The following is a 13153-nucleotide window of genomic DNA, read 5'->3' on the forward strand; positions in this document are numbered from 1 at the left end:
GAATTGGTAGACGCACCAGATTTAGGTTCTGGCGCCGCAAGGTGTGAGAGTTCAAGTCTCTCCTTCCGCACCATTATCGGAAAACCCAGCATGACTTTGCTGGGTTTTTTCTTTTTTTGGTTCTGGACTCGGGAAATCATTAGATTTGCCGAATTAAAAAAGCGAGCTCATGGCTCGCTTTTTTTCTATCTGTGATTTGAGTAGCTTACTACATACCTAACGCGTATTTCAGTACTTGAGCCTTAATTGGCCCTGAGTTTTCAGCAAGCTTCAATGCAGCATTACGTACGAACTTCAATGGCCCTAGATCGTTGCTAAAACCTTTATAGAAAAAGTCCATGCCCGTCTGCATGAGTAAGTTGTCAGGTCGACGTGCGCGTTCGTATTTCGCGAGTAAGGTATCTTCCAGCTTTTCTTGTTGTTCTGTTACCGAAAGGAGAACGTCTACATCTTTGAAGCCTAAGTTTACCCCTTGCCCTGCAAGCGGGTTGATCGTATGGGCAGAGTCACCCACTAACACGCAATTTTTGCTTGAGTAGCTTTGCGCATGACGACGAGTGAGTGGGAATGAGCCAAACTGTAAAACTTCAATATCGCCTAATTCAGCAGGGAAATGACGTAAAATTTCTTCTCTTAGTTGAGGTTTACTCATCGCACACAGTTGTTTAATACGTTTAGGCGAGTCATACCAAACCAAAGAACCTTGGCCTACTACTTGACCATCGTCGTTACTCAAAGAGCACAGAGGTAAAAATGAACGTGGGCCTGAAGGTGTAAATTGTTGCCAAGTAATATCTTGCTGAGGCAATTCTGTTTTCACATTAATCAACATGCAGTGTTGTCGGTAATCCCACGCAGTTACACCAATTCCAGCCAATTGACGAACTTTAGAGTTTGCACCATCAGCACCAATCACCCAGTTAGCTTCAAACTGCGCCCCACTTTCTAGTGTCACAAGATTTACATCTGCAAACTCAATGGCTTTTAATCGCTCAGGACACATCACGGTTAGATTTTCATACTGAGAGAAGACTTGCCAAAGACCTAATTGGATTAGGCGGTTTTCAACGATGTAACCTAGCTGATCCAATGACAATTCATCAGAGTGAAAACGAGTACGGCACTCTGGGTGCTCCCAAGTTTCTAAGCGCCGATAAGGACAAACTCGCATGCTCTTGATCTCTGGCCATGCTCCGAGTGAATCAAGTAACTCCACCGACTGGTGCGAGATTGCAGATACACGAATATCCATCGCCTGAGCGGCATCAAAAACTTTAGGTTTTGTACCTTCGACCAAGACAACGCTTCTGCCCTGCTTGGCAAATCCAACAGCGACGGCTGCCCCAACCATACCGCCACCGATCACGGCGATGTCATACTTGTTCATTTTTCACTCTTCATCGTGCTGATTAATTGGCGTTTTTTATTGTACTTTCCATGGCTATTTTTACAAAATTGTTTAACAAAAAACCTTGTTCTGCATAGGGCGAAAAACTAGATTTCATCAGGCTTTGCAGAGAATTAGCTAGATCACTAGTCAGGTGCTTTTTAAAGCAGTACAATACGCCGCTTACCGCCGTGATGGCGGCTATAATTTGAGCAATAGCTCTCCGATTTAAGTACAACTGAACGAGCGAAAGTGAGATGAGTAAGAAACTGCTAATTAAAACCTGGGGCTGCCAGATGAACGAATACGATTCATCAAAAATGGCCGACCTGCTTAATGCTGCAAACGGCTACGAGCTGACGGAAGAGCCAGAGGAAGCAGACGTACTTCTACTTAACACCTGTTCGATCCGTGAAAAAGCGCAAGAGAAAGTTTTCCACCAGTTAGGCCGCTGGAAAACACTAAAAGATAAAAAACCTGGCGTAGTTATCGGTGTAGGTGGTTGTGTAGCAACGCAAGAAGGTGACCATATTCGTGAACGTGCACCATACGTTGACGTTATTTTTGGCCCACAAACTTTGCACCGCCTACCTGAGATGATCAAACAATCTCAGTCCGATGATGCACCAGTTATGGACATTTCGTTCCCAGAGATCGAAAAATTCGACCGCCTACCTGAACCTCGCGCTGAAGGTGCGACAGCATTCGTTTCTATTATGGAAGGCTGCTCTAAGTACTGTACTTACTGTGTCGTACCGTACACTCGTGGTGAAGAAGTAAGCCGTCCAATGGATGACGTACTGTTCGAAATCGCCCAACTTGCTGAACAAGGCGTACGTGAAGTAAACCTTCTGGGTCAAAACGTAAACGCGTACCGTGGTCCTATGCACGATGGTGAGATCTGTTCATTTGCAGAACTGCTTCGTTTGGTTGCGTCTATCGATGGTATCGACCGTATTCGTTTCACGACGAGCCACCCGTTAGAATTCACAGACGACATCATCGCAGTATACGAAGATACGCCAGAACTTGTGAGCTTCCTGCACTTACCTGTGCAAAGTGGTAGTGACCGTATCCTAACGATGATGAAACGCCCTCACACCGCTATCGAATACAAATCGATCATCCGTAAACTGCGTAAAGCTCGTCCTGATATTCAAATCAGTTCAGACTTTATTGTTGGTTTCCCTGGTGAGACAGACAAAGACTTCCAAGACACCATGAAGCTAATCAAAGATGTAGACTTTGACATGAGCTTCAGCTTTATTTTCTCTCCACGTCCAGGCACGCCAGCAGCGGATTACCCTTGTGATGTGTCAGAACAAGTGAAGAAAGAGCGCCTTTACGAACTACAGCAAACTATCAATGCTCAAGCGATGCGTTACTCTCGCTTAATGCTTGGCACAGAACAACGTGTTCTAGTTGAAGGTCCTTCGAAGAAAAACCTAATGGAACTACGCGCTCGTACAGAAAACAACCGTGTAGTAAACTTTGAAGGTAGTGCAGACCTAATTGGTCAGTTCGTTGATGTGAAGATCGTAGACGTATTTGCAAACTCACTGCGTGGTGAGCTAGTACGTACTGAAAAAGACATGGATCTTCGTAGTGTGATTTCCCCAACGCAGATGATGGCGAAAACACGTCGCGAAGATGAGCTGGGTGTAGCTACTTTTACGCCGTAAGCTCGTATAAATAGCCATAGAGAGCCTGGTCGTTATCAGGCTCTCACTAAGTGGCAAAAAATGAGAGGCAACATTGAGCAATAAAATCGTAACTCTAGAAATTAACCTAGAACCTTCAGACAACCGCCGACTAGCTAGCCTGTGCGGTCCATTCGATGACAACATCAAGCATTTAGAACGTCGTCTAGGCGTTGAAATTAACCACCGTAGTGACCACTTTACGATTGTCGGTAAACCTCATACCGCATCAGCTGCGCTGGATATCCTGAAAACTCTATATGTTGATACCGCACCTGTACGAGGTGAGATCCCAGATATTGAGCCTGAGCAAATCCATCTAGCGATCAAAGAGTCTGGTGTTCTTGAGCAGAATACTGAGTCTAATATCGAGCATGGTAAAGAAGTCTTCGTCAAAACCAAGAAAGGTGTGATCAAACCACGTACGCCAAACCAAGCGCAGTACTTGGTTAACATGGTCACGCATGATATTTCTTTTGGTATTGGCCCGGCAGGTACAGGTAAAACCTACCTTGCTGTAGCAGCAGCTGTTGACGCACTAGAGCGCCAAGAGATCCGCCGTATTCTACTTACTCGTCCAGCGGTTGAAGCTGGTGAGAAATTGGGCTTCCTACCTGGTGATTTAAGCCAGAAAGTCGACCCATACCTACGTCCGCTATACGACGCCCTATTTGAAATGCTGGGCTTTGAGCGCGTAGAGAAGCTGATTGAACGTAACGTGATTGAGGTTGCCCCTCTTGCTTACATGCGTGGTCGTACTCTAAACGACGCCTTTATCATTCTTGATGAGAGTCAGAACACCACAGTTGAACAGATGAAGATGTTCCTAACGCGTATTGGTTTTAACTCTCGCGCGGTTATCACTGGTGATGTCACGCAGATTGACTTACCTCGTGGTGCGAAATCGGGTCTTCGTCATGCTATTGAAGTACTAAGCGAAGTTGACGACATCAGCTTTAACTTCTTCTTAGCCGACGACGTTGTACGTCACCCTGTGGTTGCTCGTATCGTTAACGCGTACGAGAAGTGGGAAGCACAAGACCAGAAAGAGCGTAAAGAGTTCGAGAAACGCCGTCGTGAAGAACGCGATGCGAAGTTACTAGAAGCAGCAAAAGCCGAACTGAATGCACAAGTTGCTTCAACTAAGGAATAATCATGGCGATTGAACTTGATCTGCAACTGGCAGTCGAAAATGAAGAAGGTCTGCCTTCGCAGCAAGATTTCCAATTGTGGCTAGATAAGACAATTCCTCTCTTCCAGCCACAAGCCGAAGTCACCATTCGTATTGTTGATGAACAAGAAAGTCATACGCTCAACCATGAGTATCGCGGCAAAGATAAACCAACTAATGTGTTGTCGTTTCCATTTGAAGCACCTCCTGGTATGGAAATAGATTTACTTGGTGATTTGATTATTTGCCGCCAAGTTGTTGAAAAAGAGGCGGTTGAACAGAGCAAGCCTCTGCTAGCACATTGGGCGCATATGGTTGTACATGGCAGCTTGCATCTGCTAGGTTATGATCATATAGAGGATGACGAAGCCGAAGAGATGGAGTCCCTCGAAACCGAAATCATGCAAGGTATGGGTTATGAAGATCCTTACATTGCTGAAAAAGAGTAGCTATTGGCCACTCGACAGGGAAAGGCGAACCACCTAAATGACTCTCGTGTTCGCCTCTCTATGTGTGCTATCACACTTCTGATAGCGTTACTTAATTGAGAAACAATGAACGAAGATAATTCTCCCTCTTCTAACGAAGATAAGAAAGAAAAGGCAGAAGGTCCGAGTAGAAAGTCCTTCTTTGAACGTCTAGGTCAACTATTTCAGGGCGAACCAAAAGATCGCCAAGAGCTTGTGGATGTTATCCGCGACTCTGAAGTTAACGACCTGATTGACCATGACACTCGCGATATGCTCGAAGGTGTTATGGAAATCTCCGAAATGCGTGTGCGTGACATTATGATCCCGCGTTCGCAAATGGTTACCGTTGAGCGTACTCACGACCTTGATACCTTGGTTGCTTTGATTACCGATGCTCAACACTCTCGCTACCCTGTGATCAGCGAAGATAAAGACCATGTGGAAGGCATACTTCTAGCGAAGGACTTACTTAAATACTTAGGCTCAGGCAGTAATCCATTTGATATCGAAGAAGTCATTCGACCAGCGGTTGTAGTACCGGAAAGTAAACGCGTTGATCGACTGCTGAAAGAATTCCGTGAAGAACGTTATCATATGGCCATTGTTGTCGATGAATTCGGTGGTGTTTCTGGTCTTGTGACCATTGAAGATATCCTTGAGGAAATCGTCGGGGATATTGAAGATGAATTCGATGAAAGTGAAGAGACGGACATTCGTAAGCTGAGCAAGCATACGTTTGCTGTCAGAGCGCTGACAACCATCGAAGAGTTTAATGAGACATTCGGAACCAACTTCAGCGATGAGGAAGTTGATACCGTTGGTGGTATGGTCATGACTGCCTTTGGTCACTTACCTTCTCGTGGTGAACTGGTTGAAATTGAAGGCTACAACTTCAAAGTCACCGCTGCCGATAACCGTCGTGTCATTCAACTCCAAGTGACGATCCCAGACGAAGAAACCCTGGTTGAAGCCACTCAAGAGTAACGCGATACCCATTGGGAATCTCAGAAATTACAATGATGAATGAACTCTTTCATCGCCTTAAGCGGCCCTTAGTGGCCGCTTTTGTTGGCGCCTCTACTACACTCGCTTTCGCTCCTTACCAGCTGTGGCCTATTGCCATTCTTAGCCCTGCAATTCTACTGATTCTTCTTGCTAACCAAACTCCGAAACGCGCACTATGGATTGGTTATGCTTGGGGGTTAGGTCAATTTGCAACTGGCGTTAGCTGGGTTTACGTCAGTATCTCCGGTTTTGGCGGTATGCCGCTCATTGCCAATTTATTTTTAATGGGCTTACTTGTTGCCTACTTGGCTGTTTATTCAGGCTTATTTGCTTGGCTCAACAACAAGCTGTTTCCTCAATTTACGCTCACAAAAGCACTTCTCGCTGCACCTGCTTTATGGCTGATAAGTGATTGGTTGCGTGGTTGGGTGATGACCGGCTTCCCTTGGTTATGGCTAGGCTATAGCCAGATAGATGCTCCACTCGCAAGCTTTGCACCAATTGGCGGCGTAGAACTGCTTACTCTATTTATCCTTATCAGCGCAGGGGCGTTAGCCTATGCATGGATTCATAAGCAGTGGCTGATGGTGATTATCCCTGCGGTACTACTCAGTACTGGCTTTGGGATTCGCAACTACGATTGGGTAACACCCCGACCAGAAGACACGACTAAGCTCGCGCTGATTCAAGGTAACGTAGACCAAAACCTAAAGTGGCTACCAAGTCAACGCTGGCCAACCATCATGAAATACGCTGACTTAACTCGTGAAAACTGGGACGCTGACATTATCGTTTGGCCAGAAGCAGCAATTCCCGCTTTTGAAATTGAAGTGCCTTCATTTTTGAGCAATATCGACAGCGCTGCAAAAATGAATAACAGCGCAATCATCACCGGTGTCGTCAACCAAGCTGAAGACCGACAGTTCTACAACAGTATTCTGTCCCTCGGCATCACACCATACGGTGACTACAGTTTCGACTTGAGCGAACGCTACCATAAGCATCACCTATTACCGTTTGGTGAGTTTGTACCATTTGAAGATATTTTGCGCCCATTAGCGCCATTCTTTAACCTACCGATGTCGTCGTTTAGCCGTGGGGCTTTTGTGCAGCCAAACATCGTTGCGAATGGCATGCACATGGCACCAGCGCTTTGCTATGAGATCATCTTTAATGAGCAAGTGCGTCAAAATGTGACTGACGAAACAGACTTCATTCTAACGCTTTCAAACGATGCATGGTTTGGTCACTCTATCGGTCCTCTTCAGCATATGGAGATCGCCCGTATGCGTGCCTTAGAGTTGGGTAAACCGCTCATCCGCTCGACTAACAACGGATTAACAGCGGTAACCGATCACAAAGGTAAAATCGTTGAGCAAGTACCGCAGTTTGAAACTGCAGTACTGCGCGCAGAGCTCACCCCAACCGATGGGAAAACGCCATATCGAATCCTTGGTACTTGGCCATTGTATATTTGGGTTGGGTTAAGTTTAGCGCTGACTTTCGGTTTAAGAAGAAAACAGAGCTGATAACAGCTTGAAAGTAGAAAAGACAAAAAAGAGGCGACTAAGCCTCTTTTTATTCATTGCATTATACAGTCGTTACTCGCCATTTATGGCTTTAATGACTGACGAGTAAAGCCTTTGTGACCACACTTAATACACGGAATGATTACTGTTGGGTGGTTATACGTTGTCTTGTGACCACACTCATCACAGACTAAAGTGCCTAAGCCTATCACCTCTCCTGCTTCATATAGCCCTTGATGCTCTAAGTCATCGAACAACTCAACCCACTCAACTTTAGTTCGGTCTGTAATCTCTAACAGCCCTTGCCATATCGAATCCGCAATCGTTAAGTAAAACGGGCCGCTTTTGCTATCCTCGTAACTCTCTGAAAACTCTTTTAAGTCTGCTTTAAGGTACGCTTTGATTAAAGCCAACTCATCTTTGGTCAAGTCATTAGCAGCATCCACCACTTTGCCCGACGTCTCAATCGCTTTGTTAACTTCTTCCGGACTGTGCTTCAAGGTTTCAATCACATCCTCGAGCATTTCCTCATAACCTGTTTTACGTTTAGGCATAACTGACCTCCATCTTTCTCCTACCTGCGTCACTTAAGGGCGCATGGGTACAGATTGGCTATTGTTGTGATCCCTAGCTTTAGGTATTCTATGACGATCTATTTAAGTCTGTTCTAACCGAACTCACAAATTCCAAGATAACGGATACCATCGATGCAAGAACAATACAACCCACAAGATATTGAACAAAAAGTTCAAAAGCACTGGGATGACAACAAAACCTTTGTTGTAAGTGAAGACCCAAATAAAGAAAAATTCTACTGTCTGTCCATGTTCCCATACCCAAGTGGTCGACTGCACATGGGTCACGTGCGCAACTATACTATCGGTGATGTAGTATCTCGTTTCCAACGCCTACAAGGCAAAAACGTGATGCAACCAATCGGTTGGGATGCATTCGGTCTACCTGCAGAAAACGCAGCAGTAAAAAACAAAACTGCGCCAGCACCTTGGACTTACGAAAACATCGAATACATGAAGAACCAACTTAAGCTTCTAGGCTTTGGTTACGATTGGAACCGTGAATTCGCAACATGTACACCGGAGTACTACCGCTGGGAACAAGAGTTCTTCACTAAACTTTACGAGAAAGGTTTAGTTTACAAAAAGACTTCTTCTGTTAACTGGTGTCCTAACGACCAAACTGTTCTTGCAAACGAGCAGGTTGAAGACGGTTGTTGCTGGCGTTGTGATACGCCTGTAGAGCAAAAAGAAATCCCTCAATGGTTCATCAAAATCACTGAGTACGCTCAAGAGCTACTAGACGACCTAGATAAGCTTGAAGGTTGGCCTGAAATGGTAAAAACCATGCAGCGCAACTGGATTGGTCGTTCTGAAGGTGTTGAACTGAAGTTTAAAGTTAAGGGTCAACAAGACCTAGAAGTTTACACAACACGTCCAGATACGCTAATGGGTGTGACTTACGTGGGTATCGCTGCTGGTCACCCTCTTGCAGCTCTTGCAGCAGAGAACAATCCAGAGCTTGCAGCGTTTATCGACGAATGTAAGAACAACAAGGTTGCAGAAGCTGAGCTAGCGACAATGGAGAAGAAAGGTATGGCAACTGGCCTTACTGCTATTCATCCATTGAACGGCCGCGAAGTACCAGTATACGTAGCAAACTTCGTTCTGATGGACTACGGTACAGGCGCGGTAATGGCTGTACCTGCGCACGACCAACGTGACTACGAGTTCGCAACGAAGTACGGTCTAGACATCGTGCCAGTTATCAAGCCTGCTGATGGCAGCGAGCTAGACATCTCTGAAGCAGCATACACTGAGAAAGGTGTACTGTTCGATTCAGGTGAATTCGATGGCCTAGAATTCCAAGCGGCATTCGACGCAATCGCAGCGAAACTAGAAGCAGAGGGCAAAGGCACTAAGACTGTAAACTTCCGTCTACGCGACTGGGGTGTATCTCGTCAACGTTACTGGGGCGCACCAATCCCAATGGTAACGACTGAAGACGGTGAAGTTCACCCAGTACCTGCTGACCAACTACCAGTGATTCTTCCAGAAGACGTGGTAATGGACGGCGTCACTAGCCCAATCAAAGCAGACAAAGAGTGGGCGAAGACAACCTTTAACGGCGAACCTGCTCTACGTGAGACAGATACGTTCGATACGTTCATGGAATCTTCTTGGTACTACGCGCGTTACTGTTCACCACAAGCGGACGACATCCTAGACCCAGAAAAAGCAAACTACTGGCTACCAGTAGATCAATACATCGGTGGTATCGAGCACGCTTGTATGCACCTACTGTACTCACGCTTCTTCCACAAACTACTGCGCGATGCGGGTTACGTAACTTCTGACGAACCGTTCAAGCAACTACTGTGTCAAGGCATGGTACTGGCTGATGCGTTCTACTTCGAGAACGAGAAAGGTGGTAAAGAGTGGGTAGCTCCAACAGACGTAGCCGTTGAACGTGATGGTAAAGGCCGCATTACTTCTGCTAAAGACACTGAAGGTCGTGATGTAACGCACTCAGGCATGATCAAGATGTCTAAGTCTAAGAACAACGGTATCGACCCTCAAGAAATGGTAGACAAGTACGGCGCTGACACAGTACGTCTATTCATGATGTTCGCGTCTCCAGCGGACATGACACTTGAATGGCAAGAGTCTGGCGTAGAAGGTGCGAACCGCTTCCTAAAACGTGTTTGGAAACTAGTGAAAGAGCACACAGCGAAAGGCGCAGCAGAAGCAGTAGATACCGCAGCGCTTTCTGGTGATCAAAAAGCACTTCGCCGTGACGTTCACAAGACTATCGCGAAAGTGACGGACGATATCGCTCGTCGTCAAACATTCAACACCGCGATCGCAGCGATCATGGAGCTGATGAACAAACTAGCGAAAGCGCCTCAAGAATCTGCGCAAGATCGTGCAATCCTTGACGAGGCACTGAAAGCTATTGTTGTCATGCTTTACCCTATCACTCCGCATATCTCATACGAGCTATGGGCAGCACTAGGTGAAACAGACATTGATAACTCGGCATGGCCGACGTTTGACGAAAAAGCGCTAGTTGAAGACGAAAAAACTATCGTTGTTCAAGTTAACGGTAAGCTACGTGCGAAGCTAACAGTCCCAGCGGATATCTCTAAAGACGATATCGAACAGCTTGGTCTAAACGACGAAAACGTGGTTAAGTTCACTGATGGCCTGACTATTCGTAAAGTTATTTACGTTCCAGGTAAACTGCTGAACATCGTTGCAAACTAATCGCAGCTGTCAATTTGTCTCTGTTTAGCGAACTTATTTGTTAACCAAGAGTCATTAAACAGGGTAGTTTTCTACCCTGTTTATTTACCTCAAACCATTCACATGAGTGGTTTAAGGTAAATAACCCCTTCAATTTAGGATGAATACAATCAATGCGCTTTTTCTCTTTGATTAAACTACCAGTGGTATTGGTATTAGCGGGGCTTCTTTCTGCCTGTGGTTTTCACCTTCGCGGCGAGTATTCCGTACCGGAAGAGCTGCACACTATGTCTTTCTCCAGCTACGATGAATACAGTGAATTAACTCGCTATGTTCGCTCTCAACTCGAACTGAACAAAGTTGAACTTGTTCAACCATCATCGACGGTACCCAACCTTCATTTGACGGAAGCGACAATCGATGAGCGTACACTATCGCTTTATCAAAATAGCCGTGCAGCAGAAAAAGAGCTGACATACGTAGTAAAATACCGTGTGACAATTCCTGGCTATGGTTCTAAAAACTTTACGACAACAGTAAACCGCAACTACCTAGACAACCCGTTGACCGCACTTGCAAAATCTGTTGAGCGTGACGTAATTGAAGACGAGATGCGCTTGCAAGCTGCAAAACAGATGATGCGCCAGTTGGGCCGTATTCGTGCCGAATATGAAGCAGGACAAATCTCTGAGCCAGCGAACACAAACTCTTAGTCACTATGCGAATTTATGCCGATAAGCTAACGGATCATTTAACTAAACAAGTTAAACAGGTTTACTTAATCTTTGGTAATGAGCCGTTACTGATTCAAGAAAGCCGCCAAGCAATCCAAAAGGCAGCGTTTCAGCAAGGTTTTGAGGAAAAACACCGTTTTTCGGTGGATGCTAGCATCGACTGGAACCAAGTTTACGACTGTTTCCAAGCGATGAGCCTGTTTTCAAACCGTCAATTGATTGAGCTTGAAATTCCTGAAAGTGGCGTAACAACCGCCGTCAGCAAAGAGCTGCAAACACTGTGTGATATGCTTCATGATGACATCATGCTCGTCATTGTTGGTAGCAAACTGACCAAAGCCCAAGAAAATGCGAAATGGTTCAAAGCATTAAGCTCAAAAGGCGATTGGGTAAGCTGCTTGTCGCCAGACCTTCAACGCCTACCTATGTTCATTCAGACACGTTGCCGCACGTTGGGACTAAAACCCGATCAGCAATCACTGCAAATGTTGGCTCAATGGCATGAAGGTAACCTATTTGCATTGACACAAAGCTTAGAGAAATTGGCCCTACTCTATCCGGATGGTGAGCTGACCATCATACGTTTAGAGGAAGCCCTAAGTCGCCATAATCACTTCACTACCTTTAACTGGATCGACGCCTTACTGGCAGGTAAAACAAACCGTGCACAACGCATTCTTCGCCAACTTGAGGCGGAAGGGGTTGAGACCGTGATCTTGATTCGAAGTGTACAAAAAGAGTTGAGCCAACTTTTAAATATGCATCAAGACTTAACTCAAATGGGAATGAACCAGGTATTTGAGAAATATCGAGTTTGGCAAAACAAGCGTCCACTCTATAACGCAGCACTGACCCGCTTATCGGCGAGTCGTATTTGTGCATTGCTCTCCTTGTTGGCTCAAGCAGAGATAAAAGCCAAAACTCAATATGACGAGTCTGTATGGCCAACTATTCATCAGTTGAGCTTAGAAACCTGCTCTCCTGATATTAAGCTGGCAATTTAAAAATCAAAGCGTGATATAGTGCGCGACCTGTTTTGCAAGCAAGAATGTAAAACACTGTAGAGATAAGAGACAAACCGAGGAAAACCGAGTGCTTCGCGAAGAACTGAAAGACTTTTTAGCTGATAAAGCCGACGACATGAAAGCGGAAGACATTATCGTCCTAAATGTGGAAGATAAATCAAGCGTGACAGATTACATGATCATCTGTACTGGTACATCCAAACGCCACGTTTCATCCATCGCTGACCATGTTGCAACAGAAGTGAAAAAAGCCGGTCTTGAGCCACTAGGAATGGAAGGTGAAAACGAAGGTGAATGGGTAGTCCTAGATATGGGCGACGCCATGCTTCACGTGATGCAAGAAGAGCACCGCGAACTCTACCAGCTAGAAAAACTCTGGGGTTAATCTTTTGAAAATTCAACTAATTGCTGTTGGCACAAAAATGCCAAAATGGGTTGAGGAAGGCTTTCAAGAATATCGTCGCCGTTTCCCGCATGATATGCCGTTGGAGTTGATTGAAATCTCTGCTGGCAAGCGTGGTAAGAATGCCGATATCGCTCGCATCCTGCAAAAAGAAGGGGAAGCGATGCTCGCGGCGATACCAAAAGGCAACCGTATCGTCACGTTAGATATCCCTGGTAAAAAATGGGACACTCCTCAACTCGCTGAGCAGTTAGAAGCTTGGAAATTAGATGGCCGTGATGTATCAATATTAATCGGCGGTCCCGAAGGACTCGCTCCTGCATGCAAAGCTGCAGCAGACCAAAGCTGGTCATTGTCTGCCTTAACGCTACCCCACCCTCTAGTGCGTATCGTAATGGCAGAAAGCTTATACCGAGCGTGGAGCATCACCGCTAACCACCCTTATCATCGCGAATAATCGTTGTTTAAC

The 13153-nt window shown here is 45.7% G+C and carries 13 protein-coding genes; 11 read left to right on the plus strand and 2 right to left on the minus strand.

Annotated elements, in window-relative coordinates; all coding sequences use genetic code 11:
* The coding region (locus tag R7P72_RS15605; protein WP_206949545.1) for a hypothetical protein at positions 1-195 on the plus strand (195 nt) is incomplete at its 5' end.
* 13 nt (positions 196-208) lie between these two features.
* On the opposite strand, the gene R7P72_RS15610 is transcribed toward R7P72_RS15605, so the two are convergent.
* Positions 209-1387 (minus strand): 2-octaprenyl-3-methyl-6-methoxy-1,4-benzoquinol hydroxylase, encoded by a 1179-nt coding sequence (locus R7P72_RS15610; RefSeq protein WP_005384117.1) that lies wholly within the window; start codon positions 1385-1387, stop codon positions 209-211.
* 257 nt (positions 1388-1644) lie between these two features.
* On the opposite strand from R7P72_RS15610, the gene miaB reads away from it, so the two are divergent.
* The 5 genes from miaB (at position 1645) to lnt (ending at position 7262) form a co-directional block, all read left to right on the plus strand.
* A complete protein-coding gene (gene miaB, locus R7P72_RS15615; RefSeq protein ID WP_005373038.1) occupies positions 1645-3069 on the plus strand; it encodes a tRNA (N6-isopentenyl adenosine(37)-C2)-methylthiotransferase MiaB in 1425 nt (474 codons plus the stop codon).
* Positions 3070-3142: 73 nt separating this feature from the next.
* Entirely contained in the window at positions 3143-4240 is a 1098-nt protein-coding gene (locus R7P72_RS15620) for a PhoH family protein (RefSeq protein WP_005373033.1), read from the plus strand.
* 2 nt (positions 4241-4242) lie between these two features.
* Positions 4243-4707 carry an rRNA maturation RNase YbeY gene (gene ybeY, locus R7P72_RS15625; protein ID WP_005373030.1) on the plus strand — a complete coding sequence of 155 codons (465 nt, stop codon included), beginning with the start codon at positions 4243-4245 and terminating at the stop codon, positions 4705-4707.
* Between the two features lie 105 nt (positions 4708-4812).
* Entirely contained in the window at positions 4813-5712 is a 900-nt protein-coding gene (gene corC / locus R7P72_RS15630; protein WP_005384118.1) for a CNNM family magnesium/cobalt transport protein CorC, read from the plus strand.
* A 32-nt stretch (positions 5713-5744) separates the two neighbouring features.
* Entirely contained in the window at positions 5745-7262 is a 1518-nt protein-coding gene (gene lnt, locus R7P72_RS15635; RefSeq protein ID WP_005373026.1) for an apolipoprotein N-acyltransferase, read from the plus strand.
* Positions 7263-7345: 83 nt separating this feature from the next.
* Here lnt and R7P72_RS15640 read toward each other — a convergent pair whose 3' ends face one another.
* The gene (locus tag R7P72_RS15640) at positions 7346-7816 is read right to left on the minus strand and encodes a zinc ribbon-containing protein (protein ID WP_005373024.1); all 471 of its coding nucleotides are present in this window, start codon (positions 7814-7816) and stop codon (positions 7346-7348) included.
* A 153-nt stretch (positions 7817-7969) separates the two neighbouring features.
* On the opposite strand from R7P72_RS15640, the gene leuS reads away from it, so the two are divergent.
* From leuS to rlmH, 5 genes are all read left to right on the plus strand, one after another.
* Positions 7970-10543, plus strand: a complete 2574-nt coding sequence (gene leuS, locus R7P72_RS15645) for a leucine--tRNA ligase (protein ID WP_005373022.1) — start codon at positions 7970-7972, stop codon at positions 10541-10543.
* A gap of 152 nt (positions 10544-10695) precedes the next feature.
* Entirely contained in the window at positions 10696-11235 is a 540-nt protein-coding gene (lptE, locus tag R7P72_RS15650; protein WP_005373019.1) for an LPS assembly lipoprotein LptE, read from the plus strand.
* A gap of 5 nt (positions 11236-11240) precedes the next feature.
* Entirely contained in the window at positions 11241-12260 is a 1020-nt protein-coding gene (gene holA / locus R7P72_RS15655; RefSeq protein ID WP_005373017.1) for a DNA polymerase III subunit delta, read from the plus strand.
* Positions 12261-12348: 88 nt separating this feature from the next.
* Positions 12349-12666, plus strand: a complete 318-nt coding sequence (rsfS, locus tag R7P72_RS15660; protein ID WP_005373015.1) for a ribosome silencing factor — start codon at positions 12349-12351, stop codon at positions 12664-12666.
* 4 nt (positions 12667-12670) lie between these two features.
* Positions 12671-13141 carry a 23S rRNA (pseudouridine(1915)-N(3))-methyltransferase RlmH gene (gene rlmH / locus R7P72_RS15665; protein ID WP_005373008.1) on the plus strand — a complete coding sequence of 157 codons (471 nt, stop codon included), beginning with the start codon at positions 12671-12673 and terminating at the stop codon, positions 13139-13141.
* Positions 13142-13153: the final 12 nt, after the last annotated feature.

Origin of the sequence: Vibrio sp. Vb0888 (assembly GCF_033338835.1) — a bacterium.
Taxonomy (GTDB): domain Bacteria; phylum Pseudomonadota; class Gammaproteobacteria; order Enterobacterales; family Vibrionaceae; genus Vibrio; species Vibrio alginolyticus.